The organism is Streptomyces sp. NPDC004284 (genome assembly GCF_042874035.1).
In the GTDB taxonomy this organism is placed as follows: Bacteria; Actinomycetota; Actinomycetes; order Streptomycetales; family Streptomycetaceae; genus Streptomyces.
The window spans coordinates 73,204-98,547 of the sequence record NZ_JBIAMJ010000002.1; the positions used below are offsets into that span (position 1 = coordinate 73,204).

A 25,344-nucleotide genomic window follows, 5' to 3' on the forward strand; every position below is an offset into this window, starting at 1 on the left:
GGGGGAGACAGGCCCATGACAGGCAGGGAAGACGACATGGCCATGACCGTGGCCGGGTACGGCAGCTGGCCGTCACCCGTCGGCGCCGCGCTCGCCGCCGCGCACGACGGGCGGCCCGAGTACCTCGGCACCGTCGGCGACGAACTGTGGTGGACCGCGCCCCGCCCCGAGGAGGGCGGCCGCCGCGCCCTCGTCCGGCGGCGCGCCGACGGCACCGAGGAGGGCCTGCTGCCCGCCCCGTGGAACGTCCGCAGCAGGGTCGTCGAGTACGGCGGGCAGCCCTGGGCGGCGGTCGCGCGCCCGGCGGGCGGACCGCTCGCCGTGTTCTGCCACTTCCCCGACCAGCGGCTCTACGCGTACGAACCCGACGCCGCACCCGGCACGGAGCCCCGGCCGCTCACCCCCGTCTCCTCCGTCGGCGGCGGACTGCGCTGGGCGGACCCCGTGATCCACCCGGACCGGGGCGAGGTGTGGTGCGTCCTGGAGGAGTTCACCGGTCCCGCGCCGACCGACGTCCGTCGCGTCCTCGCCGCCGTACCCCTCGACGGCTCGGCCGCCGAGGACCGCGCCGCCGTCCGCGAACTCTCCGACGGGCGCCACCGGTTCGTGACCGGACCCCGGCTCTCCCCGGACGGCCGCCGGGCCGCCTGGATCGCCTGGGACCACCCCCGGATGCCCTGGGACGGCACCGAGGTCCAGCTCGCCGAGGTCGGCCCCGACGGCACCTTCCGCGAGGCCGTGACCGTCGCCGGGGGGACCGCCGAGTCGATCCCGCAGGTCGACTGGGACGCGGCCGGCCGGCTGCTGTTCACCAGCGACCGCACCGGCTGGTGGAACCTCTACCGCGCGGAGGTCGCCGCCGACGGAGGCCTCACCGCACCGGAGGCGCTCTGCCCGCGCGCCGAGGAGTTCGGCGGCCCGCTCTGGCAGATCGGACTCCGCTGGTTCGCACCCCTGGAGAACGGGCTGATCGCCGTCGTCCACGGCAAGGGGACCACCACCCTCGGGATCCTCGACCCCGAGCGCCGCGCCCTCGTCGACGCCGGCGGACCCCGCACCGAATGGGCCGCCACCCTCGCCGCGCACGGCACCCGGGTGGTCGGCGTCGCCGCCGGACCGCACCGCTCCGCCGAGCTCGTCGAGCTCGACACCCGCACCGGCCGCAGCCGCGTGGTCGGCGCCGCGCACACCGACGCCGTCGCCCCCGCGTACCTCCCCGAGCCCCGGATCCGTACCTTCACCGGCCCCGGCGGGCGGGAGATCCACGCCTATGTGTATCCGCCCCACCACCCCGAGTTCACCGGGCCCGAGGGCGAGCTGCCGCCCTACCTGATCTCGGCCCACGGCGGCCCCACCGGGCGCGCGCCGCTCACCCTCGACCTGGGGATCGCCTACTTCACCTCGCGGGGCATCGGCGTCGCCGTGGTCAACTACGGCGGCTCGACCGGCTACGGCCGGGAGTACCGGGAGCGGCTGCGCGAGCAGTGGGGCGTCGTCGACGTCGAGGACTGCGCGGCCGTGGCGGCGGCGCTCGCCGCCGAGTGCACCGCCGACCCGGCCCGGCTCGCCGTGCGCGGCGGCAGCGCGGGCGGCTGGACGACCGCCGCGTCCCTCGTCTCCACCGACGTGTACGCCTGCGGCACGATCATCTATCCCGTCCTCGACCTGCGGAACTGGGCCACCGACGAGACCCACGACTTCGAGTCCCAGTACCTCCACGGACTGATCGGACCGCTCGACGAGGTGCCCGCCCGCTACAAGGAGCGCTCGCCGATCGAGCACGTCGACCGGATCACGGCCCCGTTCCTGCTGCTCCAGGGCCTCGACGACGTCATCTGTCCGCCCGCGCAGGCCGAGCGCCTCCTCGACCGCGTGGCCGGCCGGGGCGTCCCGCACGCCTACCTCGCCTTCGAGGGGGAGGGGCACGGCTTCCGCAGGGCCGACACGATGGTCCGGGCCATGGAGGCCGAACTCTCCCTGTACGCACGGGTCTTCGGCATCGACCGCCCGGACGTGACGGCCCTGGAGTACCGCACGTGACCCCGGTGGGCGCCCTGACACGCGCCGAGCGGCTCGGGCCGGGGGCGCGGGTCGCCGTCGTCGCCCCCAGCGGACCCGTCCCCGAGGAACGGCTCGCGCCGGGGCTCGACGTCCTGCACGGCTGGGGCCTCGAACCGGTGGTCGCCCCGCACGTCCTGGACACCCACCCCACGCTCGGGTACCTCGCCGGAGCGGACCGGGCGCGGGCCCGCGACCTGACCGAGGCCTGGTGCGACCCCTCGGTCTCCGCCGTGCTCTGCGCGCGCGGCGGCTTCGGGGCCCAGCGCATGGTGGACCTGGTGGACTGGGCGGCGATCCGGGCGGCCGGGCCCAAGGCCTTCGTCGGCTACAGCGACGTCACCGCCCTGCACGAGGCCTTCGCCGTCCGTACGGGCTTCGCCACCCTGCACGGGCCGATGGTCGCCGCCGCCACGTTCCTGTCGGACCCGGCCACCCGGGAGTCGCTGCGGGCCACCCTCTTCGAGCCCGAGACCGTCCTGACCCTCGGCCGGGAGACGGCGCGGGCCCTCGTGCCGGGCCGCGCCCGGGGCGTGACGCTCGGCGGCTGCGTCAGCCTCCTCGCCGCCGACCTCGGCACCCCCCACGGGCGGCCCTCGGCGCGCGGCGGGCTGCTGCTCCTGGAGGACGTGGGGGAGGAGCCGTACCGCCTCGACCGCATCCTCACCCAACTCCTGCGCTCCGGCCTGCTCGACGGGGTCGCGGGCATCGGCCTCGGCTCCTGGGAGGAGTGCGGCCCGTACGAGGAGGTGCGGGCGGTGCTCGCCGACCGGCTCGGCGGCCTCGGGGTGCCGGTCCTGGAGGAGATGGGCTTCGGCCACAGCGCGACCGCGCAGACCCTGCCGCTCGGCCTGCCCGCCGTGCTGGACGCGGACGCGGGCACCCTCACCCTGGAGGAACCGGCCCTGCGCTGAGCGGGAGCCGCGCCCGTACCGGCTCTGCGCTGGGGGAAGCCGGTCCCGTCCCGGCCGCGCGCCGAGCGGGAGCCGGTCCCGTCCCGGCCCTGCGCTGAGGGAAGCCGCGTCCGTACGACGCCGACGCGCCCCCGCCCCGTGGAAAGCGGGGGCGAGGGCGCGTCTCGTCGAGGGAGGGGACTACCCCGACGCCCCGGCGGCCTCGGACCCGGACGGCCGCGGCACGACCCGTTCGAGGACCGCGTAGGCGACCACCGCGACGAGCAGGCCGGTGACCGCGTCGGAGAGCTGCGGGGCGAACCAGTGCGCCAGACCCGCGCCCGCCGCGCCCACGGCCCAGGCCAGGAAGGCCGTGGGCCGCACCGCCACGGTCGGACGGCGGTCCATCGCGCCGCGCCCGCCGCGGGCGAGGAACTGGTCGGCGATGAGGACGCCGCCCAGCGGCGGGACGAAGACGCTCAGGATCACCAGCCAGTCCAGGAAGTGGTCCCACACCCCGGCGAGCGCGGCGACCGTGCCGACGACGCCCAGGACGACCGTCATCAGCCGCATCGTCCGGCCCGTCAGATGGGACCAGCCCAGGGCGCCGTTGTAGAGGCAGTGGCTGCACACGGAACCGAGGTTGACGAAGACGAACACCGCCGCCAGCACGTTCAGGAGGGGCGCGCCCTCCCCGGTGAGGACCGGCAGGAAGTCGCCGCCCGCGGTGGCCGGCGCGGCGACCGCGCCCGCCGCGACCACCAGACCACCCGTGACCTGTGCGATCACGCTGGCCACCGGGAAGGCGCTGACAGTCGCGAGGACCGCCTGCCGGCCGTTCTTCGACCAGCGGGTGAAGTCGGCCGTCATCGTGCCGGAGTCGGCGAAGGTCGCCATGATCATGGAGATCGCCGCGCCGAAGGTGAGGGAGGCGCCGCCGCCCACCCCTTCGTACGAGAAGATGGCGCCCAGGTCGTGGTCCCCGGCGACGATCACGAGCGCGGTGATGCCCGCGATCAGGAACAGCGGGGCGGCGACCGCGCCCAGCCAGGACAGCGCCTTGATGCCGAGGTAGGTCAGGGCTATGAAGCCCAGTCCGGCGAGGAGCGCCACGAGCTGCTCGTGCCAGCCGAAGGCCTGGTGCAGGGTGGCGCCGGTGGCGCCGGTGTTGAACGCGAACCAGCCGACCACGATGGTCGCGAGGAACGCGGAGGCGACGATGTGGCCGGCGCGCCCGAAGGTGCGCGTCGCCTGGAGGGAGAAGCTCTCGCCGCTGGTGCCCGCGCGGTGGCTCAGGATCCCCACGTACAGGAACATGACGAGGTTGGCGACCGCGATGGCGGCGAGCCCCCGCCAGAAGCCCAGCAGGGCCACGACCACGCCGCCGGGGACGGCGTTGGTCAGGATCATGGGGAATCCGAACCAGACGGCCGAGACCGTCAGGAGCGACTTGCGGCTGTGCGCCGGGACGGGGCCGTGCTCGTACTCGGGGTCGAGTTCCCGGCCCGCGGAGGAGTCCGCGGGGGAGCCCACGGCGGAGTCCGCCGGGGAGTCCTGCTCCTCCGCTGCGGTGCGGTGCGTGTTCATCGTGTCGGGTCTTCCGGGAGGGCTGTCGCGGATCGGGTGAGAGCGGCGGCGAGGGCGGTGGCAGCCTTGGTGAAGACCTCGGCGGGCGGTTGGGTGATGCCGGCGCCGATCATGCCGATGCCGGCCTCCTTGTGGGCGATGGCCGTGTTGATGATCGGCAGGATCCCGGTGTCGAGGACCTTGCGGACGTCGATGCCGGTGGGCAGGCCCTGGAAGTCGAGGGCGGGGATCGTGACGTTGGGGTTCTGCGCCGTGGTGATCTCGCCCATGTCGCGGGTGTAGCCCATGGCCTCGGCCACGGTGCCGCCGACCAGCGCGACGATGGCGGGCGCCGCCGACATCGCGAAGCCGCCGAAGCCGTACGTCTCGGTGATCGCGCTGTCGCCGATGTCGAGGCCGGAGTCCTCCGGCTTGTACCCGGCGAACATGGGGCCGATCACCTTCTGCGCGGGACCGGTGAACCACTGTCCGGGCAGGCCGGCGACGCGGATGCCGAACTCGACGCCGTTGCGGGCCATCGTGGTGACGATCGTGGAGTCCGCCACGCCGTCGGCGGCGTCGAGCGCGGCCTTGGCCATCGCCATCCACGTCGGTCCCGAGAAGTAGTCGGAGGACGCGACGAAGTCGAAGACCTCCTTCTTCTGCTCGGTCGTGAAGGACGACCGGAGCAGCCCCGGCGCGAGCGCCTGGAAGAGCAGCAGGGTGCCGGCGCCGTTGCGGTTGTGGCACTCGTCGCCCATGTGGAGGGCCTGGGACAGCAGCAGGCGCAGGTCGACGGGGCCGGTGAACTCCACGGCCTCCTTGAGCATCGGGCCGAAGACGTCCCGCATCCAGACCAGGCGGTCGATCACGCTCTGGTCGTTGGCGCCCATCCGCAGGATCTTCGCCATCTGCTCGGACAGGTTGGTGTACGCGGTGTTGCCGTGCGTCTCGTTCCTCACGATGTGCACGTACATCGAGGCGGAGGTGACGCCGGCCATCGAGCCGACCGAGTCCGCCTCGTGACACGGCTTGAAGGTGATCCGGCCGGAGGCGGCGACCTCGGCGGCCTCGTCCAGGTCCTCCGCCAGGCCCTCGAAGACGAGCGCGCCGGTGACGGCGCCCTTCATCGGACCGTTCATGTCCTCCCAGGCGATGGGCGGGCCCGAGTGGAGGATCGTGGTCGGGGTCATGCCGGGGACGACGTCGAGGGCGCGGCCGAAGCCGATCAGCATCGGGCGGGCGGCCATGATGCGCTCGACGGCCTCGGCGTTGGCGGCCTCGATCCGCGCGGCGAGCCCGGGGCGCTCCAGTGCGTCGAGGGCGCGGGCCGCCTCCGGGTTGCCGCCGCCGGGCGGGGTCCAGTCCAGGGTGGAGACCTTGGCGTCCTGGGCCGCGATGTCGGCGTCGAACATGGCGAGACCGACGTTGACGACGCTCAGGTCGGAGGCGAACAGCCGTGCTGCCGGGGTGAGTTCGGTGTTCTCGGTGCTCATGCCTGTGCCTTCTTCGCGATCTCACGGGCGAACAGGCCCGTCTCGGTGGAGCTGAGGGTGACGGTGACGCCGGCCGCGCGCAGGGCGGCGCTCTGGGCGGCGACGGAGGGGGTGTCCAGGTCGGTGCCGAGGACGTAGGCGACGAACTCCAGGTGACGGCCGGCGTCCTTCGCGATGCGGCGGGCCTCCTCGATGGCGGGGAGGGTGGTGCCGACCGGGTCCTCGTGGGAGCCGAAGCCGAGGACGAAGTCCATGACGATCGCGGCGACCTCGGGGTCCTCGGCCTCCTCGACGATGCGCTCGATGCGCAGGGCCGGGTCGATCATCGGGTGCGGGCGGCCGTTGGTGAAGTCGTCGTCGCCGAAGTCGAGGAAGGTGTGGCCGCGCGAGGCGGAGCCGGCCGGGAGACGGAAACCGGCGTCCTTCTGGATGTTGGACCAGACGTCGAGCCCGGCGTCGCGCACGGCGTACATCGTCTCGTCGCAGAGGGTGCCGCCGCAGAACAGGCCGCGCACGTACTTCTGGCCCTCGGTCAGGCGGGAGGCGACGGCCTCGGCGGCCGCCTCGGCGTCGAACTCCTCGACGGCGGAGCCCCCGACGCCGGCGAGCTCGACGGCCTTGCGGGCGGCCTGGAGGCTGCCGGCGGCGAAGTGGGCGCCGGCGGCGGTGACCGCCTCCTCGGAGCCGTCGATGAACCAGACGACGACCGGCTTGCCCGCGGCGGCGACCTCGGCGAGGACCTTCTTCTCGACGGAGGCGGCCGGCGGCTTGGAGACGAGGACGATGACATCGGTGGCCGGGTCGGCGGCGAGCGCGCGGATGCCGTCGACCATCATGATGCCGCCGACCCGCTCGGAGAGGTCGCGGCCGCCGGTGCCGATGAGCTGCGAGACGCCGCCGCCCAGGGCGTGGACGCGGACGGAGACCTCCTGCGAGCCGGTGCCGGAGGCGGCGACGATGCCGATCGAGCCCGGGCGGACCTTGTTGCCGAAGCAGAGCGCGACGTTGTTGACGATCGCGGTGCCGCAGTCCGGGCCCATCATGAACAGGCCCTTGTCGTGGGCGAGGTGCTTGAGCGCGATCTCGTCCTCGACGGCGACGTTGTCGCTGAACATCATCACGTGCAGGCCGCTCTCGAGGGCCTTGCGGGCCTCGCGGGCGGCGTAGGCGCCGTTGACGGCGATGACCGCGAGGTTGGCGCCGTCGATGCCCGCGGCGGCGGAGGCGATGGTCCGGTAGGTGACCTCGCCGCCGGCGGCGGAGGCGGGGGCCCTGCGGGTGAGGAGGTCCTCGATCTCCGCGAGGAGCACCCCGGTGTCGGCGCCGTCCTCCGCCACCAGGACGATCATGAGGTCGCCGCTCTCGGCGGCCCGCAGCTCGTCGGTGAGCAGGCCGAGGTTCTCCAGGACCCCCTTGTTCATCTCGGTGCCCATGGCGGTGAACGCCTGGTCCACCCCGTCCAGGGCGTTGGCCTTGGTCGAGACGGACATCAGGGACACGGAATCGAAATAGGTGTTCTTCCGTACGACTGCTGTGATGCTCACAGCGGACCTCGCAGTTCTTCTTCCAGGCGGAGTCCGGCCGCCAGGCCGGACAGGGTGTCGCCGCCGGAGGTGTGGCCGATCGCCAGCACCTTCCGGACGGGAGCGTTCAGGTCCCGCGCGGGGCGGAGTTCCGCCAGCAGGCGCAGGAGGTCGAGCAGTTCGGACCGGGCCCGGCCGTCGGCCGCCTCGCTCACCGTCGCGAGGCCGAGGGCCGTGGTGCGCCCGCCGTGCCCGGCCAGGACGTCCCGCAGGACGGGCGGGAAGCCGGTGAGCCGGCTGCCCGGCAGGGCGGCGAGCAGGGCGAGGCCGGTGAGGAAGTCGTCGCCGGCGGGGGTGAGTCCGGGCCCCAGCCCGAGCAGGCCGAGGACGCCCCGTCGGATTCCGTCGCCGTCCCCGGCCCGTACGCCCGCGACCAGCGTCCTGCGCCCCTTGTCGAGGGCGTGGGCGACGGCCGTCTCCATCGGCCCGGCGCCGGGGCCGGGGCCGAGCATGCCGCCGGGTGGTCCGTACGTGCGGCAGAGCCGGTCGACGAGGGCGGCGGCGGCCGCGAAGCCTCCGGGGGGCAGGGCGGCGAGCGAGGGGGCGACGGGGTGCCAGGGGCGGGCCCCCGCGGTGGTCAGACGGAGCGGGCGGAGGGGGTGCGGGCGGCCGAGCGCGATGTTCCCGTTCGCGAAGGCGACGCTCCGGCCGGCCTCCAGTCCCTGCCCCGTCCAGGCCGCGACCTCGGTGACCAGAGTGCGGGGCGCGTCACCCGCGTCCCGGGCGGCGAGGGCGATGAGAGTGCCGTCCGGGGTCAGCAGATTGACCACCCGGGTGAAGACCGAGTGGACCGAGCCGAGGCCGGTCATACCTTGCAGCAGGCCGATCAGCCGGGCATCGCCGGAGCGGGTCCGGAGTTCGCCGGCATGACTGTGGCACCTCACCGTGCCCTCCTCGTCGCCGTACGTCCGTGACCGCTCCGGCCCCCTTCCGGTCATCTCATATTGGTATACCATTCTGGGTCTCATAAGCGAACACAAGCACCGCAAGGGAAATCGCATGCGCATCGTCGTCGCTCTCGGAGGAAACGCACTCGCCCGTCGCGGGGAACCGATGACGGCCGACCGGCTGCGCGCCAACGTCCGGGGTGCCTGTCAGGCGCTGGCGGGTCTGGCCCGCGAGCACGAGGTCGTCATCACCCACGGCAACGGCCCGCAGGTCGGCCTCCTCGCCCTCCAGAACCTCGCCTACCAGGACGTCGCGGCCTACCCGCTGGACATCCTCGGCGCGGAGACCCAGGGCATGATCGGGTACGTCATCCAGCAGGAGCTCTCCAACGCCCTGGCCGGCGAGCGCGAGGTCGCCGCCGTCCTCACCACGACCGAGGTCGACGAGGCCGACCCCGCCTTCGAGCGCCCCACCAAGCTGATCGGCCCCACCTACTCGGCGCAGGACGCCGCCGAGGCCGCGGCCGAGTACCGCTGGACCATCGCCCGCGACGGCGGCGCCTTCCGCCGGGTCGTCCCGTCGCCCGAGCCGCTGCGGATCATGCAGGCGCCGCTGGTCAGCACGCTCCTCGACCACGGCACGCTCGTGGTGTGCGTGGGCGGCGGCGGCGTGCCGGTGCGCACCGACTCCAAGGGCCGCCAGATCGGGATGCAGGCCGTCGTCGACAAGGACGCGGCGAGCGCCGCCCTCGCCGCCGACCTGAAGGCGGACATGCTGATCATGCTCACCGACGGCGACTTCGTCAGCGAGAACTGGGGCACCCCCGAGCAGCGGGACATCCTCACCGCCTCGCCCGAGGGCCTGGCCGGGATCGCCTTCGCCGAGGGCTCGATGAAGCCCAAGGTCGACGCCGCCGTCCGCGTCGCCCGGGCCGGCGGCCGCACCCTCATCGGCCCGCTGGAGCGCCTCGACGACCTGATGGCGCGGCGCGTCGGCACGGAGATCCGCGCCGACGTCGACGGGGGTGTCGTGTACGCGGGGAAGTGAGGACCGCCGCCGGGTGCGGGCTCACGGTGCGTCGGGAAGTGAGGACCGCCGCCGGGTGCGGGTTCACGGTGCGTCGGAGAGCGAGGACCGCCGCCGGGTGCGGGTTCACGGTGCGTCGGAGAGCGAGGACCGCCGCCGGGCGCGGGTTCACGGTGCGTCGGAGAGCGAGGACCGCCGCCGGGTGCGGGCTCACGGTGTGTCGGTCGAAGGTCCCGGAGGAGGCGGGTGTCCCTGTGCCGGGCGGCCGCAGGGCGGGATTTCGGTATACCGTTTGATCATTCGGTGCGATCGCGACCCGTGGTCGCCCCGCCGCCCCGCGGCCCGGGGGCTACTTCTCGGCCGTCCTGCGCTGGTGCGCGGCGGCCTCGTCCCGGCTCGTCTCCAGGTGACGCAGGGCCAGCTTCTCGACGCGGTCCACATCGCGCGCCTCGATCCCCCGGTACAGCTCCGCGTGCTCCTCGGCGACGACGGTGAAGTCGTCGTGCTGCCCGAGCATCCAGCGCATCCGGCTGCGCAGCGTCGCGTTGAGCTCGCTGAGCAGCGCGTTGTCGGCGAGCTCCGTCACGGTCTCGTGGAAGTCGGCGGCCGCCCGCCGGGCGGCCTGGCCGTCGCCCTTGGCCGCGGCCGCCAGCTCGGCGTCGAGGTCGGCGCGGAGCTTGGCGAGCCCCGCCCGGGTGCGGCGCTGCGCGGCGAGCCGGAAGCCGAGGATCTCCAGGGCGGACCGGACCTCGCCGAGGTCCGAGATGTCGGACGCGGTGAACTCGCGGACGACCGCCCAGGTGCGCGGGCGCGGCGTCACCAGACCCTCCGCGACCAGGTCCCGCAGGGCGTCGCGGACGGGCAGCCGGCTCACGTCCAGCTCGGCCGCGATCTCGCGCTCCACGAGCCTGCTGCCGGGAGCCCGGGTCCCCTCGATGATCTGATCGCGCAGGGCGCGCGTGACCCGCTCCGATTCGGGTTTGAATTCCTCAGCGCCTGTCATGCCGGCATTCTCCCATCGAGGGGCGGGCGGTGAGCCGCAGGACCCGGAGGGGGACTCCGCCGAAGGCCCGTCAGCGATCCGGGCCGGTGACCGCCGTCGGCGCGCCCGAGGCCGCTCTCCCCGCGGGACGGGGAGAGCGGCCTCTGCGGGCTACAGCGCCGCGTACCCCGGGCGGACGACCTCGTCGATGAGGCGCTGCCGCTCCGGCAGCGGCAGGAAGGCGGCCTCCAGGGCGGCGACCGTGAACTCCTCGAAGACCTCCGGGCCGTACCCGAAGGCGTCCGCCATGTGCTGGAACTCCTCGCTCATGGTGGTGCCGGAGACCAGCCGGTTGTCGGTGTTGAGCGTGATCCGGAAGCCGAGCCGGCGCAGCTCGTCGATCGGGTGCGAGGCGTAGTCCTTCGCGGCGCCCGTCTGGAGGTTGGACGTCGGGCAGACCTCCAGGGCGATGCGGTTGTCCCGGACGTACGAGGCGAGCCGGCCCAGCGTGCCGTCCTCGGCGATGTCGTCCGTGATCCGCACGCCGTGGCCGATCCGCTCGGTGCCGCAGACCTGCACGGCCTCGTGGATCGACTCCGCGCCGACGGCCTCGCCGGCGTGGATCGTGTAGTGGCAGTTCTCCCGCTTCAGGTGCTGGAAGGCGGCGAGGTGGCGGGCCGGCGGGTTGCCGATCTCGCCGCCCGCTATGTCGAAGCCCGCCACGCCGTTGTCCCGGTGCGCGACCGTGAGCTCCGCGATCTCCAGGGAGCGGTCGGTGTGGCGCATGCCGGTGAGCAGGGTGCGGACGGTGATCCGGCCGCCGGCGCGGCGCTCGCCCTCGCGGAAGCCGTCGTTGACCGCCACGACGACCTCGTCGAGGGTGAGGCCGCCCTCCAGGTGCTGCTCGGGGGCGTAGCGGATCTCGGCGTAGACGACGCCGTCCGCCGCGAGGTCCTCGGCGCACTCGGCCGCGATGCGCGTGAGCGCCTCGCGGGTCTGCATGACCGCGCAGGTGTGCGCGAAGGTCTCCAGGTAGCGCTCCAGCGAACCGGAGTCGGCGGCGTCCCGGAACCAGACCGCGAGCTCGGCCGGGTCCTCGGCCGGCAGCGCGGTGTAGCCGCACTCCCGCGCCAGCTCGACGATGGTCGCGGGGCGCAGCCCGCCGTCGAGGTGGTCGTGGAGGACGGCCTTGGGGGCCCGGCGGATCCACTCGGAGACGGTGGCGGCGGCAGGCGTGGCAGGGTTGTCAGACAAGTGCATGGCGGGGAAGTGTACGCCACGGTCGCGCGGGGCGCTGTGACGGCCCTGACAGGGGATCTGCGCGGGTGGACTCCGCCGCTGCGTGTTTTGTTGGTCCGGGGTCAGTGGGACTGCAGCACCGGCAGTGCGGGCGTGCCCGTCGGGAGCATGTGCTTGGCGGCCAGGACCGGGATCTCGCCGACCCGTACGACCTGCGTGATCAGGACGGCGGGGGTGTCCGCCGGGCGGCCCAGCTGCTCCCCGCGCCGCCGCCCGAGCAGCGTCGCCGTGATGCCGCTGTGCGCGCTCAGGGCCGTCTCCCGCGAGGCCGCGACGAGCACCGCGAGCATCGAGACCGCGTGGCCCGTGCCCGTCTCCGCCTCCGCCTCCCGCAGGGCCCGCGCGAACTCCGGGTGCACCCGGTCGAGCAGCTCGTCGGGCGCCGCCCACTCGTGGCTCAGCGCCGCCGTCGCGCCCTCCCCGGTCAGCACGGACTCCCAGAACCGCAGCTCCGCGCGGGCGGGCGCGAGCAGGTGCTGGGTGGTGAAGTCGGTCGGCTCCTCGACGGTCCTGACCAGCGCCCGCACCCGCAGCGGGGCACCCGCGCCGATCAGCTGCTCCAGCGGCTGGACGTGCTCGAAGCCGCGCCGGGGCGGACGGTCGTTGACCGTACGGCCCACCCCGCGCCGTACCGTGAGGACACCGTCCTCCTGGAGCAGCAGCAGCGCCTCGCGCAGGGCCGGCCGGCTGACGCCCAGCTCGGCGGCGAGCTTCGGCTCGGAGGGGAGCGTGGAGCCCGGCGGATAGGTGCCGTCGTGGACGGCGTCCGCGATCCGCTCGTAGAGCGCCACGACCGGTCGCCGCCGCTGTCCGCTGACCGCCACGGCCCCTCCTCGTCTCGTTCCCGGCCCGGTGTCCGCCGGTCTCCGCACCACGGTAGTCGGCCCACGTTGTCTGACAAGTCACCCGTACGGCCCTGCTCGCCGTCACGGGGAGGCGCGGCGCGTCCCATTCTGGTCCCACGGCTGTGGCCGCGTACGACCGACGGCACGACAGAGGAGAGGAGCCGGGCATGAGTCCCAAGCACACGCCACGGACATCGGGCGGGGGCACGTCCCGGTTCGCCGGAGCCTTCACTCCGGGCCGGATCGCGATGATCGCCGTCGTGGTCCTCACCCTGGTCTTCATCTTCGAGAACACCCGCGAGGTGAAGATCCGCCTGCTGATCCCCGAGGTCACCATGGCGCTCTACGTGGCCCTCCTCGTGGCCGCCCTCCTCGGCGCCGCCTGCGGCTACTACTTCGCGGCCCGGAGGCGGAAGTGAAGCCGGCCACCGTCGTCGGCGTCGGCGCGGTCCTCGCGCTCGCGGCCGTCGCCGCCTCCTCCTCGGTGGGGGAGGCCGCCGAGCCCGGCGACGAGGCCGGGACACGGCCGATGCCGGACTTCCTCGGCCGGGGCCTGTGGCGGGTCTTCACCCACCTGGACCGCCGCACCCGGCTCGACGTCCACGACGTGAGCGGCCGCGACCGGCGGGTGCTGTGGCCGCCGCGCTGGCAGGTCTGCACCCAGTACCCGGCGGCGGGCACGGGCCTCGACCGGCGCACCACCGTCATGATCGGAGTCGTACGCAAGGGCGAGACCTGCCCGCCCCGCGTCCGCGACGCCCGCCGCTGAGCGGCGCCGCGCCGACAGGGGCCGGTGCTGTGCCGACAGGGACCGGTGCCGCGCGGATACGGGCCCGTGCCGCGCCGACACGGGCCGGCGCCGCGACCACACGGACCGGCGCCGCGCCGACACGGGCCCGTGCTGTGCACGTACGTGTCCGTGCCGTGCCCGTACGGCGTGTCCGTGCCGTGCCCGTATGCGCCCGCGCGGCCGCTGGAACCCCGCGACCGTCCGCTCCCGCAGCGCATAGCCTGGCCGCATGTCCGACGACCCCGGCTCGTACCTCGCCGCAGGACCCCGCGTGGGTCTGCGCCCCTTCTCCCCGGCCGACGCCGAGGAGTTCACCGCCCGTGCCCGCGAGAGCCGGGAGCTGCACCGGCCCTGGCTCTTCCCGCCGTGCACGGTCGAGGCGTACGCCGTCTACGCGGGCGCCCTGATCGAGGAGCCGGCGCGCGCGGGCTTCCTGGTGTGCGAGCGCGACGGCGGCGGGATCGCCGGATTCGTCAACGTCAACAACATCGTCCGCGGCGCCTTCCGCAGCGGCGCCCTCGGCTACGGCGCCTTCGCGCACGCCGCCGGGCGCGGACTGCTGACCGAGGCCCTCGGGCTGCTCCTGGGCCATGCCTTCGGGCCGATGGAACTGCACCGCCTGGAGGCGAACATCCAGCCCGGCAACACCGCCTCCCGCGCCCTCGTCCGCCGCGCCGGCTTCCGCCTGGAGGGCTTCTCACCCGCGATGCTGCACATCGACGGAGCCTGGCGCGACCACGAGCGCTGGGCCGTCACGGCACCCGACGAGACGCCCGCCGGGCGGCCCTAGCGCTTCCGGTTGATCTTCATCGTGTCGAGGTCCGTCACCGTCGACCGCAGCGCCCTGTACCCGTGCCCCAGCTCCCCGAGCGCCGTCTCCACCCGGTCCTCCGCGATCGCGCCGGCCATCTCGTCGCCGTCCTCGGCGTCCGAGACGACGACCAGGCGGTACGAGAAGTGCTTCAGCGTCCGGTCGTAGGCCAGCGAGCCCTCCTCCGTGAACTGCATCGCCGTCAGCCCGTGCGCGTCGACCTCGGCGAGCAGCCGCGCCCGGCTCTCCTCCGACAGGCCGTCGAACGTGCCGCGCACGATGACCCGGTAGGTGTGCTGCGTGCCCATCCCTCGTACTCCCTGTGCCACTGGTCCCCGGCCGCCACCACGGCGGGCCGACCCTCCACACTACGGCGGGGGACACGGCCGCCGTAGTGAATCGGCCTCGGGGAACATGGGTACAGCGGTTATCGATGAGAACGATCACGGCCGTCCAGCGCAGTGATCCACTTCGCCGCTGGGGTTCGGTGAAACGCCTCCAGGCCCGGTCCGGGGCTGGCTACGGTCCGGCTCGTGCCGGTGGAATCTCTGAGTGATGAGCAGGCCGAGGCGTACGGGACGTTCGCCGAGGAGCCGACGAGGCCCGCGCTGGAGCGGTTTTTCTTCCTGGACGACGTGGACCAGGACCTGATCGCCCTGCGGCGGACGGAGCATCACCGGCTCGGGTGCGCGCTCCAGATGCGCACGGTTCGGTCCGTCGGCCTGTTCCTGGAGGACCCGCTCGCGGTGCCGTGGCCAGTGATCGAGCACCTGGCCGTGCAGCTCGGCATCGAGGACCCCTCGTGCGTGAAGCGGTACACGGAGCGGCGCCAGACGCCGTACGACCACGCGTGGGAGATCCGGGACGCCTACGGCTACCACCCCTACGAGGGCGCAGAGTGGGGCCGGCGGTTCCGTACGTTCCTGCACGGGCGGGCATGGACGCATGCCGAGGGTCCGAAGGCGCTGTTCGACCACGCGGTGGGCTGGCTGCGCCGGCCGCCGACGAGGCCCTGGACCTGTTCCAGGTCCTGGTGGCCACCCGCCTGTTGAACACGGCGAAGCGCAAGACGGAGAAGGAGCGGCTGTCGACGCTGCCGCAGTTGGAGAAGGCGTCACGGGTGCTCGCGCGGGCGGCGAAGGTGCTGTTCGAGGAGCTGGAGTCGGTCGAGGAGCAGGAGGCGGACCTGGACGTGGCCGCGCTGTGGGCGGCGGTGGAGGAAGTCGCCCCGCGCGCGGCCGTGATGACCGCGGCGGCCACCGTGGTCTCGCTGGTGCCCGAGGACGAGAACTCGGCCGAGGTCGCCATGTGGGCCGCGCTGGCGAACCGGTACGCCACGGTGCGCCCGTTCCTCGCGTTGCTGGGCGAGTCGAAGGCGCTGGACGCGGCGAGCGCCGGGAAGCGGGTCCTGGCCGGGGTGCGCGGCCTTCGGGCGCTGGCCCGGCGGAAGGTGGGCGTCAAGCCTTTGCTGCCGCGCGAGGTGGACGACAAGCTCGTGCCGCCCGTGTGGCGCAAGGCGGTGTACGCCGACCCCGACCTGCCGCAGGGCGCGGTCGACCGGGACGCTTACGTGGTGTGCGTGCTGGAGCAGCTGCACCGGGCCCTGAACAACCGCGACGTCTTCGCCGCACCGTCGCACCGCTGGTCCAACCCGCGGGCCCGCCTGCTGGACGGGCCCGACTGGGACGCGGTCGAGGAGGACGTCCTGGCGGCCCTGAGCCTGGACATGCCCGTCCAGGAGCACCTGGCGGAGCTGGTGCGGGGCCTGGACGCCGGATGGAAGCAGCTCGCCGAACGCCTGGAGGAAGCGGGGCCGGCGGCGAAGGCCTCCATGGAGGTGCAGGACGACGGGCCGCTCGCCTCCGTGGACGGGCTGCGCTTCCAGGTGCCGGTGCGCACCATCAACGCCGCCCCATCGCCGAAGCACTTCGGGTTCAAGCGGGGCATCACCTGGCTCAACGCCGTCAACGACCAGGGCGCGGGCATCGGGCAGATGGTCGTGCCCGGCACCCCGCGCGACTCCCTGCACGTCCTGGACGCCCTGCTGACCCTCGACGGCGGCGTGAAGCCGGAGACGGTGGCGACCGACAACGCCTCTTGCTCCGACATGGTGTTCGGCCTGTTCAAGATCCTCGGCCACAACTTCAGCCCGCGGTTCCGCGACCTGGACGACCAGCGGTTCTGGCGGGCCACGATGCCCGGCGTCCAGACCGGAACGTACGGCGCGGTGGAAGACCTGGCCCGCAACCGCGTGAACCTGGACAAGGTGATCACGCAGTGGCCGGACGTGCTGAAGGTCGCCGGTTCCCTGGTCACCAACCAGGCCCGCGCCTACGACCAGCTCCGCATGTTCGGCCGCGAGGGCCACCCCCCTTCGCTGGGCGCAGCGTTCGCGGAGTACGGGCGGATCGCCGAGACCGAGCACCTGCTGCGCGTGGTCGACCCGGTCGACGACACCTACCGGCGGCAGAGGAACCGGCAGCTCACCGTGCAGGAATCCCGCCACAAGCTCGCGCGGGACGTGTGTCACGGCAAGCGCGGCACCATCCACCAGGCGTACCGCGCCGGGATGGAGGACCAGCTCGGCGCGCTCGGCCTGGTTCTCGACGCCATCGTGCGGTGGACCGCCCGCTACATCGACGCCGCCGTCGACCAGCTGAAGGCCGAGGGCCAGGAGATCCGCGACGAGGACATCGCCCGGCTCTCCCCGCTCAAGCACAAGAACCTGAACCTGCTCGGCCGATACAGCTTCACTGCCGGGGTCCCAGCCGCCGGCGCCCTGCGCCCGCTGCGCGACCCGGACGCGCCTGAGCTGGACGAAGACGACGGCACCGGAGACCGACAGGCGGCTGTGGCGGTGCCAGCGCACCCGCCCCGCCGGACGCGCGGGACGGGCGTTGCAGTGGGAGTCGGCCCAGGCGTCCGCCGAGGCAGCCGTAGGGGGCGATCTCGTTGATGCGGGCTGGCGGGCAAGCCCCGCGCGGCCCACGGCTGCGCTGGTTCGGGAGGGGTCAGCGGCGGGTGGTGGCGACGATGAGCCCGAGGCCGATCAGCGCGATGCCGCCCGCGCCGCCGATCATCGACAGGCGCCGGTCGGAGCCGGCGAACCAGGTTCGGGCCGCCGAGGCGCCCAGGCCCCAGACGGTGTCGCAGACCAGGCCGATCCCGGCCGGGATCAGGCCCAGGACCATCATCTGCAGCGGGATGTTCCCCGCGTCGTGGTTCACGAACTGCGGCAGGACCGCGGCGAAGAAGACCAGGCCCTTGGGGTTCGTGGCGCCCACCAGCAGGCCGTCCAGGACGGTGCGCAGATCACCGCGCCGTTCGCCCTCCCCGGTCGTCAGGTCGGCGCGCAGCCGACCACGCCGGCGGTACGCCTGGACGCCGAGGTAGACGAGGTAGACGGCGCCGGCCAGCTTTACGGCGGTGAACACGGTGGTCGAGCTCTGGACAAGGGCGCCGACGCCGAGGGCGACGGCGAGGACGAGGGCGTAGGAGCCCAGGAGGTTGCCCAGGACGGTGGCGAGCGCGGTGCCGCGGCCGTGGGCGAGGGCGCGGCCGACGATGAGCAGGACGCTCGGGCCGGGAATCGCGATCACAACGAGGGACATCGCGGCAAACGCCAGAAGGCTTTCGGTACTCACCATGTGCCGGGACCTCCTGATCTGTGCCGCGCAGCCGGTGAAGGGCTGCGCGAGGTGCGAGCTGTGACGAGGAGGCGGGCCCGGCGCGCAGGCGGGACGGCTACCGGGAGAGGGCGGCCACCTGGGCGCGGGGGAGGCGGGCCAGGACGGCGGAGTCGATCTGGAGGGTGCGGTCGGCTGATCCGGCGCCGCAGTAGACGGGCCGGTCCGGTGCGGCGACCGTGGCATCGATCAGGCACGGCACCCCGGGCCGGTGGCTGACCGGCGGCACGCCCCCGGGCACCAGGCCCTCCGCGGCGAGCAGGCCGGCGTCCGCCGTGCGCAGCCGGGAACGGCTGGTGCCCAGGACGGCCGCCAGACGGGCGAAGTCCACCCGGTCCTCCGTCCGCAGCGCCACGAGCAGCAGCGGGACGTCCGGAGTGGTGAAGGCGAGCGTCTTCACCGTCTGCGACCAGGGGAAAGGCAAGGCCTGGCGCTCGGCGACACTGTGCGCGGCGGCATGCTGGTGGACGGTGTACGGGCAGCCGTCCGCGTCCAGCACGGCTTGCCAGGGCGCTTCGGGCGTACTCATGGAGGGACACCTGCGGCCTTCGGCTCGAAACGGACGGGAGTCGACCTGCGGCCGGACGGCGCGCGGTCTGTTCCTGAGCCTGATCGACGCAGCGGGTTCCGATCAACTGATTGTGAAATCCTGCAATCGTGATCACCCTGCGCTTCGCCGAGACGGCCGAGGAGGACATCGCCTTCTCCGTCTCACCCCTACTCGAAGCCGTCCACTCCTGGCACGTCCTCACCGACCCCGGCCACCACGCCCTGCACGTCCCCTGGGTCCGGCGGTGCCGCCGCCTGCCCGCCGCCCTGCGCCGGCGCATGCGCGAGCACGACTTCGTCGTGGCCGACCACATCCCCGCCCTCTTTGAAAGCCGCACCGGTGATCACGACGCCGACTTCGCGGACCAGCTCGCGGCCGTACGGGACCTGCCGCCCGCTCTGCTGGCCGCCGAACTCGCCAGAACGCTCGTCGACACCACCCGCCACACCGGAGACGACCTCGTCGACGACCCCGCCGCCCGCGACGCGGTGCTCACCGCGTACCGGGACAGCGACCCCGGCCGGGCGGCACGGCTGGAGGGCATCCTCACCGACCCCCGACCCGTCCTCGACGACGCGCTCACCGTGCTCGAGGACTACTGGGACGCCGGCTTCGCCCAGGAGTGGGAGCGCATCGAGCCCTCCTTGTACGAGTCGATCGCCCGTTCAGGCACCCGGATCGCCCACCAGGGCCTGTTCCCGATGCTCCGCACCCTCGCTCCCCAGATCCGCGTGGACCCCGGCCGGCGGACCCTGCGGCTCGACCGTCCGCACGACCACGACGTCACCGTCACCCATGAACACCCCGTGACGTTCACCGCCAGCCACTACGTCTGGCCCCACGTCCGCGTCACCTGCGACGCCCCCTGGCCCATGCGGATCACCTACCCCGCTCTGCCCCTCGCGCCCGCCTCGACCGCCCACCCCACCAGTCAGAAAGACACCCTCACCGTGCTCCGGGCCCTGGCCGCCGCCCCACGCCTGCAGATCGTCACCCACCTCGCCGCCCAGAGCCGCACCACACAGGAACTCGCCACCCTCCTCGGCCTGTCCCCCTCCGTGACCTCCCGCCACCTCCATCAGCTCACCCAGGCAGGACTCACCACCACCCAGCGCGAGGGCTACTACGTTCTCTACGCCCTCGCCCCCGCTCGCCTCGACCAGATTGCCACCGCCCTCATCACCCTCGCCCCCAGGCCCGAGGCCTGAGCGAACGCTGTTGCAGGCCCCCGCGGGCATCGCCAGAAGCAAGACCCGTGTCGGCAAACGATCGTGTGACGACAGGCAGCCGATGCGTCCGACGAACCCGGGAGATCCGGGGGTTCGCGGCGGCCCGAATCCCATCAGATCCGATGGTGATTGCTGACAGGCTTTGACGACGTGCAAGGTCCGACCCTTCGTACGGAAGGGGCCCTCGGTGACGAACCTGGTCGACAAGCGGGTCTCGACCGACCAGCAGTCCACCGCCCGCCAGAACGTCGTCCTGGACGAGGCCGGCATCGAGGCCCCCGTCGTCATCGAGGAGGCCCCAGGCACCTCCAGCAGCCTCCACCCCCTCCAGCGCCCGAAGTTCCGCGAACTGCTCACCTACGCGCGGCCGGGCGACACCGTGCACATCTCCGAGATGTTCCGCCTCGTGCGCGGCAGCCACATCCCCGCCGTACACCGCCAGCTCCTCGCCCACTGCCAGCCGCTCGACGGCGCCCAGGGCCTCCCCGCAGTGCCGGCCCGGCGGAAGGCCCGCCGCGAGTACGAGAACCGGGTCAGCGCACTCACACCCTGACCAAGATCGTGCTCACCGATACCGCTGTACCGATGTTCCCCGAGGCCGTGAGTATCCGCGGGTGCCGCCGCCGGCGCCTTTGCCGAAGCCTGACGCGGAGAACCGTGGAGAGCCCCTGGTCAGGACCGGCTCCGACGTGTTCCATGGATCGATGACGACCGTACGACGTGCCGTACTGACGCTGCCCGTGGCCCCGTTGGGCCCGGACAACCCTCTTCCCGCACTGCGGGCCCCCGCCGGCGCCGGGGCCCACGCGGTCGACGCGCGGACCCTCGCGGAGCTCCCGCGCGACATGGCCCGGGGCATCGGCCGGGCGCCCCTGCGCAGCCTGCTCCCGACCCCCCTGCGCGACGGCTACGGCCGCGAGCGGACCCCCGCGGACCTCGACACGATCGTGATCGAGAACGACCGGCTCCGGGTGACCGTGCTGCCCGGCCTCGGCGGACGCGTCCACTCCCTCCACCACAAGCCCACCGGACGCGAACTCCTCTACCGCAACCCCGTCCTCCAGCCCGCCGCCTTCGCCCTCAACGGAGCCTGGTTCTCCGGCGGCATCGAATGGAACATCGGGGCCACCGGCCACACCACCCTCTCCTGCTCGCCCCTGCACGCGGCGACCGTCCGCGCCCCCGACGGCGGCCCGATGCTCCGCCTGTGGGAGTGGGAGCGGCTGCGCGACCTGCCCTTCCAGGTCGACCTGTGGCTCCCGGAGGGCTCCGACTTCCTGTACGTCGGCGTCCGCGTCCGCAACCCCCACGAGCGGACCGCCCCCGCCTACTGGTGGTCCAACACCGCCGTCCCGGAGGAGCGCAGGATCCTCGCGCCCGCCGACGCGGCCTGGCACCACGGCTACGAACGCGGCCTGGACCGCCTCCCGGTGCCCGTCACCGAGGACGGCACCGACCGCTCGTACCCGCTGAACGGCGCCCACGCCGCCGACTTCTTCTACGACCTGCCCGAGGAGCGGCGCCGCTGGATCGCCGCCCTCGACGCGGACGGCCACGGCCTCGTCCAGACCTCCACCGACGCGCTGCGCGGCCGCAAGCTCTTCCTGTGGGGCACCGGGCGCGGCGGCCGGCGCTGGCAGGAGTGGCTGACCGAACCCGGCACTCCCGGCTACGCCGAGGTGCAGGCCGGACTCGCCCGCACCCAGCTGGAGCACCTGGAACTCGCGGGCGAGGGGGAGTTCAGCTGGCTGGAGGCGTACGGACCGCTCGCCGCCGACCCGGCCACGGCGCTCGGCGACGACTGGGCCGCCGCCCGCGCGGACGTCGAGCACCGGCTGGAGACGGCGCTGCCCCGCGCCGCCGTCGACGCGGCGTACACGGCCTGGCGGGAGGGCGCGGCGGACACCGAGCCGGAGACCGTCCTCGCGGCCGGTTCCGGCTGGGGAGCCCTCGAAGTCCTGCGCGGGGGATACGCGTTGCCGGGCACGCCCTTCCCCGAGTCGACGCTCGGCCCCGACCAGGAGCCCTGGCGGGAGCTCCTGCGCACCGGCGTCCTGCCGCCCCCGGCGAAGGGCACGGGACCGGGCGCCCCGCTGGTCTCCGCCCCCTGGCGGGACATGCTGGAGACCGCCCCGGCCGATCCGTCCACCGAGTACCACCTCGGCATCGCCCAGTGGCACGCCGGAGACCGCGCCCAGGCGGTACGGAGCTGGGAGCGCGGGCTCCACCGGGCCGAGGTCCGCTGGCCCCTGCTGTACTGCCTGGCCGTCGCCGACCGCGAGGACGGCCATCCGGCGCGCGCCGCCGAACGGTTCGCGGAGGCCTTCGACGACCACGAGCGGCGGGACGGGGGCGCCGTCGTGGCCGCCGCCCTCGGGCGCGAGGCCGTCACGGCCCTCCTCGCCACGGGCCGCCCCGGACAGGCCCGGGAGGTGTGGGCGCGGCTGCCCGACGAGGTCCGCGGCAGGGGTTCCTTCCGCTTCCTGGAGATCCGCGTCCTCCTCGCCGAGGGCCGCCCGGCCGAGGCCCGCGCCGTCTTCGACGCGGGCTTCGAGGTCGCGGACCTGCGGGAGGGCGCGGAGATCCTCGGCGATGTCTGGGCCGAAATCACCGACGAACCCCTGCCGGACGCCTACGAGTTCAGGATGCGCCCGAGTCGATGAGCGACGTGGGCCCGCCCGGAGCGCCGGACGGGCCCACGGTGGTACGGGTCAGGACGCCGGACGGGCCCACGACGGCACGGGTCAGGACACCCGGCACAGGATCTCGCCGTGCGGGACCATGAACCAGGCGTCCTCCTGCTTGCCCCACTCCCGCCAGGCCTCCGCGATCGAGGTCAGTTCGGCGCGGGTGGCGTGGCCGCCGTCGACGGCCAGATCGGCGTAGCCGGAGGCGGTCGTACGGTCCGCCCACAGGCCGCTCCACCAGTCCCGCTCCTCGGGGGTGGCGAAGCACCAGGTGCCGGCGGTCGTCGTGATCTCGGTGAAGCCGGCCTGCCGGGCCCAGGAGAACAGCCGCCGTCCCGCGTCCGGTTCGCCGCCGTTGACGCGCGCGACCCGGTGGTACAGGTCCAGCCAGCCGTCCAGGGCGGGCCGCTCGGGGAACCAGGCGAAGGCGCCGTAGTCGCTGTCCCGGGCCGCGACGACACCGCCGGGCCGGCAGACGCGCTTCATCTCGCGCAGCGCCTGGACCGGGTCGCCGACGTGCTGCAGCACCTGATGGGCGTGGACGACGTCGAAGGAGTCGTCGGGGAAGTCCAGGGCGTGGACGTCGGCGACGGCGAACTCGACGTTCTCCAGGCCGCGTTCGACGGCGACCGCGCGAGCCTTGTCCAGTACGTCCTCGGCGGCGTCGACCGCGGTCACCCGACCCGGGGCGACCAGCTCGGCCAGGTCGGCGGTGATGGTGCCGGGCCCGCAGCCCACGTCCAGGACGTCCAGGCCCGCGCGCAGTTCGGGCAGCAGGTAGGCGGCGGAGTTGGCGGCGGTCCGCCACCTGTGCGAGCGCAGGACCGACTCGTGGTGGCCGTGCGTGTAGACGGCGGTCTCGTGGGCCGCGGACTGCGCGGAGGCGTGCGTCATCGAAGCGACTCCCTCGGTGTGGGTGCGTGTCCCCACCGTACGCACCTCCGCCGAATGATGAGACCCGCGTCTCGGGATGTGGACATGCGGTCAGGCCAACAGGTCCCGCCGGTACCGGAGTTCCTCCAGGACCCGGCCGCCCGTCTCCTCCCGCACCGCCGTCCCGTCCGGCCGCCAGCCAGCGGCCTCGTAGAACCTCCGGCCGCGCGCGTTGCCCGCGAACACCCACAGCGCCGCCGTCCGGAACCCGGCCGCGACGAGCGCCTCCACGGACGCCGCCATGAGGGCCCGCCCGACGCCCGTCCCCCAGACCTCCGGCAGGGCGTACAGCGCCGCCAGCTCCGCCGTGCTCCCCGGCGCGAACTCCCCGTCCGGACACGGCCGGAAGCAGGAGAACCCGACCGTCCGCCCGCCGTCCCCCGTCGCCACGAGCACCGCGGGCCGGTCCGGCGCCGTGAGACGGGCGCGCCAGGTGGCGGCGCGCTCCCCGACGTCCAGGGCGTCGAGGTACGGGGCGGGGAGCAGGTCGCGGTAGGCGGCCCGCCAGGACAGCACGTGCACGGCGGCGAGCTCGGCGGCGTCCTCGGGAAGCGCTTCACGTATCGGCATGCGGCATTCTGGCCCGGGAGGCACCGGGGCGCCCCGCGATTTCCGTCTGCCTGACGCACCCTCGTGTGACAGCACCGTGAACGGACCGTCCCGAGCGCCCCCGCGCCCCTAGGGTGGCCCCGCCGCCGCCCGGCGGCCCGCCCCCCCCCCCCCCGTGCCGAGGAGTCCCGTGCCGTACTCGCCCGCGCCCGCCCGCCGCTCCCTCCTGAAGCTGCTCGCAGCGGGCCCGGCGGCCTCCGCCCTCGGCGGGCTCGCCACCGCCGCGCCCGCGTACGCTGGTCCCATGAACGTCGTGGCGGGCTCCGCGCCCGGCATCGTCAAGGACCTCCCGCCGGAGTACTTCACGGTCCGCGGGACCAACGCCGAGGCCCGCTACGAGACCTTCGCCGACACCGGCCTCCTCACGCCCGCCGACCGCTTCTTCGTCCGCAACCACACCTCCACCCCCGTCCTCGACGCCGCCGACTGGAAGCTGACCCTCTGGGGCGACGGACTGCACGGCCGCACCCCCGTCCACTTCACCTACGGGCAGCTGCGCGACCTGCCCTCCGTCACCCGGACGGTCCTGATCGAGTGCGCCGGAAACGGCCGCAGCCTCTACGTCACCCAGCAGGGCGAGCAGGTCACCGGCACCCCCTGGACCCTCGGTGCCGTCGGGGCCGCCCGCTGGCGCGGCGTCCGCCTCTCCGACGTGCTCCGCGCCGCCGGCATCGCCCACGACGCCGTCGACCTCCTGCCACGCGGCCTGGACGACCCGTACGTCTCCGGCGGCGTCGACCACGGCTCCGTCCGCCGCCCGCTGCCGGTCGCCAAGGCCCTCGACGACGTGATCCTCGCGTACGAGATGAACGACGAGCCCCTCCCGTACGACCACGGCCACCCCGTCCGGCTCGTCGTGCCCTCCTGGGTCGGCATCGCCTCCACCAAGTGGCTCGGCGACATCGAGGTCTCCACCAAGCCGCTGACCTCGCCCTGGTCCACCACCTGGTACCGCCTCTTCGGCGACGCCCACCCCGCCGGCGGCAGCGCCCCGCTCACCCGCCAGACCCTCAAGTCCGCCTACCAACTGCCCTTCGGCGCCACCCTGGAGGCCGGGCACCTCCACCGGCTCACCGGACGCGCCTGGTCCGCCCTCGCGCCCGTGCGGACCGTGGAGGTCTCCACCGACGGCGGCGCCCACTGGCGCCACGCCCGGCTCCACGACACCCCGCGCCGCGACGGCTGGGTCCGCTGGAGCGTGCCGTGGCGCCCGCGCACCACCGGGCCGGCCGCGCTGCTCTCCCGTACCACCGACGCCGCCGGCAACACCCAGCCCGAGCGGGCCGTCCCCAACACCCAGGGGTACCTCTTCGACGCGGTCGTGCGGCACCCGGTCATCGTCGCCTGAACGGGCGGAACCGGCCGAACCTTCGTATAAAGGGCACGGGGGTGCCCGCCCGGCGCCCCCGTGCG

General features: G+C 73.8%; 22 protein-coding genes and 1 pseudogene. 11 read left to right on the forward strand and 12 right to left on the reverse strand.

What is annotated here, in order from left to right; all coding sequences use genetic code 11:
- Positions 1 to 15 precede the first annotated feature (15 nt).
- Together ACFYUS_RS05420 and ACFYUS_RS05425 are read left to right on the forward strand one after the other, a co-directional pair.
- Complete coding sequence (locus tag ACFYUS_RS05420; RefSeq protein WP_388846160.1) at positions 16 to 2,040, forward strand: prolyl oligopeptidase family serine peptidase; 2,025 nt, start codon at positions 16 to 18, stop codon at positions 2,038 to 2,040.
- On the forward strand, positions 2,037 to 2,972 hold the full coding sequence (locus ACFYUS_RS05425; RefSeq protein WP_388846162.1) for an LD-carboxypeptidase: 936 nt from the start codon (positions 2,037 to 2,039) through the stop codon (positions 2,970 to 2,972). Before ACFYUS_RS05420 ends, ACFYUS_RS05425 begins: the two co-directional genes overlap by 4 nt.
- A gap of 180 nt (positions 2,973 to 3,152) precedes the next feature.
- On the opposite strand, the gene ACFYUS_RS05430 is transcribed toward ACFYUS_RS05425, so the two are convergent.
- From ACFYUS_RS05430 to ACFYUS_RS05445, 4 genes are read right to left on the reverse strand one after another with little or no spacing between them, the layout of a single operon-like run.
- A complete protein-coding gene (locus ACFYUS_RS05430; RefSeq protein WP_388846164.1) occupies positions 3,153 to 4,538 on the reverse strand; it encodes a cytosine permease in 1,386 nt (461 codons plus the stop codon).
- Complete coding sequence (locus ACFYUS_RS05435; protein WP_388846166.1) at positions 4,535 to 6,013, reverse strand: DUF1116 domain-containing protein; 1,479 nt, start codon at positions 6,011 to 6,013, stop codon at positions 4,535 to 4,537. The genes ACFYUS_RS05430 and ACFYUS_RS05435 overlap by 4 nt, the downstream gene beginning before the upstream one ends.
- A complete protein-coding gene (gene fdrA, locus ACFYUS_RS05440; protein ID WP_388846168.1) occupies positions 6,010 to 7,557 on the reverse strand; it encodes an acyl-CoA synthetase FdrA in 1,548 nt (515 codons plus the stop codon). Before fdrA ends, ACFYUS_RS05435 begins: the two co-directional genes overlap by 4 nt.
- Positions 7,554 to 8,534 carry a DUF2877 domain-containing protein gene (locus tag ACFYUS_RS05445; protein ID WP_388846170.1) on the reverse strand — a complete coding sequence of 327 codons (981 nt, stop codon included), beginning with the start codon at positions 8,532 to 8,534 and terminating at the stop codon, positions 7,554 to 7,556. Before ACFYUS_RS05445 ends, fdrA begins: the two co-directional genes overlap by 4 nt.
- 61 nt (positions 8,535 to 8,595) lie before the next feature.
- Here ACFYUS_RS05445 and ACFYUS_RS05450 point away from each other — a divergent pair, with 61 nt between their 5' ends.
- Positions 8,596 to 9,531, forward strand: a complete 936-nt coding sequence (locus tag ACFYUS_RS05450) for a carbamate kinase (protein WP_388846172.1) — start codon at positions 8,596 to 8,598, stop codon at positions 9,529 to 9,531.
- A 328-nt stretch (positions 9,532 to 9,859) separates the two neighbouring features.
- Here the strand turns inward: ACFYUS_RS05450 and ACFYUS_RS05455 are convergent, their stop codons facing one another.
- From ACFYUS_RS05455 to ACFYUS_RS05465, 3 genes are all read right to left on the reverse strand, one after another.
- Positions 9,860 to 10,513 (reverse strand): GntR family transcriptional regulator, encoded by a 654-nt coding sequence (locus ACFYUS_RS05455; protein WP_388846174.1) that lies wholly within the window; start codon positions 10,511 to 10,513, stop codon positions 9,860 to 9,862.
- 150 nt (positions 10,514 to 10,663) lie between these two features.
- On the reverse strand, positions 10,664 to 11,752 hold the full coding sequence (locus tag ACFYUS_RS05460; protein WP_388846176.1) for an adenosine deaminase: 1,089 nt from the start codon (positions 11,750 to 11,752) through the stop codon (positions 10,664 to 10,666).
- A 101-nt stretch (positions 11,753 to 11,853) separates the two neighbouring features.
- Positions 11,854 to 12,615 carry a GntR family transcriptional regulator gene (locus tag ACFYUS_RS05465; protein WP_388846178.1) on the reverse strand — a complete coding sequence of 254 codons (762 nt, stop codon included), beginning with the start codon at positions 12,613 to 12,615 and terminating at the stop codon, positions 11,854 to 11,856.
- 188 nt (positions 12,616 to 12,803) lie between these two features.
- Here ACFYUS_RS05465 and ACFYUS_RS05470 point away from each other — a divergent pair, with 188 nt between their 5' ends.
- From ACFYUS_RS05470 to ACFYUS_RS05480, 3 genes are all read left to right on the forward strand, one after another.
- Positions 12,804 to 13,055 carry a DUF1049 domain-containing protein gene (locus ACFYUS_RS05470; protein ID WP_388846180.1) on the forward strand — a complete coding sequence of 84 codons (252 nt, stop codon included), beginning with the start codon at positions 12,804 to 12,806 and terminating at the stop codon, positions 13,053 to 13,055.
- Positions 13,052 to 13,405: a hypothetical protein gene (locus ACFYUS_RS05475; protein ID WP_388846182.1), complete on the forward strand. Its 354-nt coding sequence runs from the start codon at positions 13,052 to 13,054 to the stop codon at positions 13,403 to 13,405. The genes ACFYUS_RS05470 and ACFYUS_RS05475 overlap by 4 nt, the downstream gene beginning before the upstream one ends.
- A 250-nt stretch (positions 13,406 to 13,655) precedes the next feature.
- Positions 13,656 to 14,216: a GNAT family N-acetyltransferase gene (locus ACFYUS_RS05480; protein ID WP_388846184.1), complete on the forward strand. Its 561-nt coding sequence runs from the start codon at positions 13,656 to 13,658 to the stop codon at positions 14,214 to 14,216.
- Here the strand turns inward: ACFYUS_RS05480 and ACFYUS_RS05485 are convergent.
- A complete protein-coding gene (locus ACFYUS_RS05485) occupies positions 14,213 to 14,545 on the reverse strand; it encodes a DUF6204 family protein (RefSeq protein ID WP_388846186.1) in 333 nt (110 codons plus the stop codon). The two genes, ACFYUS_RS05480 and ACFYUS_RS05485, sit on opposite strands and share 4 nt — an antisense overlap.
- Positions 14,546 to 14,770: 225 nt before the next feature.
- On the opposite strand from ACFYUS_RS05485, the pseudogene ACFYUS_RS05490 reads away from it, so the two are divergent.
- A pseudogene (locus tag ACFYUS_RS05490) lies at positions 14,771 to 17,055 on the forward strand (Tn3 family transposase); the annotation flags it as partial.
- A 193-nt stretch (positions 17,056 to 17,248) separates the two neighbouring features.
- Here ACFYUS_RS05490 and ACFYUS_RS05495 read toward each other — a convergent pair.
- Together ACFYUS_RS05495 and ACFYUS_RS05500 are read right to left on the reverse strand one after the other, a co-directional pair.
- Positions 17,249 to 17,884, reverse strand: coding sequence for a LysE family translocator (locus tag ACFYUS_RS05495; protein ID WP_388846188.1), 636 nt, complete (start codon positions 17,882 to 17,884; stop codon positions 17,249 to 17,251).
- A gap of 97 nt (positions 17,885 to 17,981) precedes the next feature.
- The gene (locus ACFYUS_RS05500) at positions 17,982 to 18,452 is read right to left on the reverse strand and encodes an aminoacyl-tRNA deacylase (protein WP_388846190.1); all 471 of its coding nucleotides are present in this window, start codon (positions 18,450 to 18,452) and stop codon (positions 17,982 to 17,984) included.
- A 128-nt stretch (positions 18,453 to 18,580) separates the two neighbouring features.
- Here ACFYUS_RS05500 and ACFYUS_RS05505 point away from each other — a divergent pair, with 128 nt between their 5' ends.
- The 3 genes from ACFYUS_RS05505 to ACFYUS_RS05515 all read left to right on the forward strand — a co-directional run bounded on the left by ACFYUS_RS05505 (position 18,581) and on the right by ACFYUS_RS05515 (position 22,365).
- Complete coding sequence (locus tag ACFYUS_RS05505; protein ID WP_388846192.1) at positions 18,581 to 19,681, forward strand: DUF5937 family protein; 1,101 nt, start codon at positions 18,581 to 18,583, stop codon at positions 19,679 to 19,681.
- A gap of 208 nt (positions 19,682 to 19,889) precedes the next feature.
- Positions 19,890 to 20,255, forward strand: coding sequence for a recombinase family protein (locus ACFYUS_RS05510; RefSeq protein ID WP_388846194.1), 366 nt, complete (start codon positions 19,890 to 19,892; stop codon positions 20,253 to 20,255).
- Between the two features lie 151 nt (positions 20,256 to 20,406).
- Positions 20,407 to 22,365 (forward strand): DUF5107 domain-containing protein, encoded by a 1,959-nt coding sequence (locus ACFYUS_RS05515; protein ID WP_388846196.1) that lies wholly within the window; start codon positions 20,407 to 20,409, stop codon positions 22,363 to 22,365.
- Positions 22,366 to 22,446: 81 nt separating this feature from the next.
- Here the strand turns inward: ACFYUS_RS05515 and ACFYUS_RS05520 are convergent, their stop codons facing one another.
- Together ACFYUS_RS05520 and ACFYUS_RS05525 are read right to left on the reverse strand one after the other, a co-directional pair.
- Complete coding sequence (locus tag ACFYUS_RS05520) at positions 22,447 to 23,283, reverse strand: class I SAM-dependent methyltransferase (protein WP_388846198.1); 837 nt, start codon at positions 23,281 to 23,283, stop codon at positions 22,447 to 22,449.
- Between the two features lie 90 nt (positions 23,284 to 23,373).
- The gene (locus ACFYUS_RS05525; protein WP_388846200.1) at positions 23,374 to 23,892 is read right to left on the reverse strand and encodes a GNAT family N-acetyltransferase; all 519 of its coding nucleotides are present in this window, start codon (positions 23,890 to 23,892) and stop codon (positions 23,374 to 23,376) included.
- Between the two features lie 169 nt (positions 23,893 to 24,061).
- Between ACFYUS_RS05525 and ACFYUS_RS05530 the strand changes: the two genes are divergently transcribed.
- Positions 24,062 to 25,279: a sulfite oxidase gene (locus ACFYUS_RS05530; protein WP_388846202.1), complete on the forward strand. Its 1,218-nt coding sequence runs from the start codon at positions 24,062 to 24,064 to the stop codon at positions 25,277 to 25,279.
- Positions 25,280 to 25,344 lie beyond the last annotated feature (65 nt).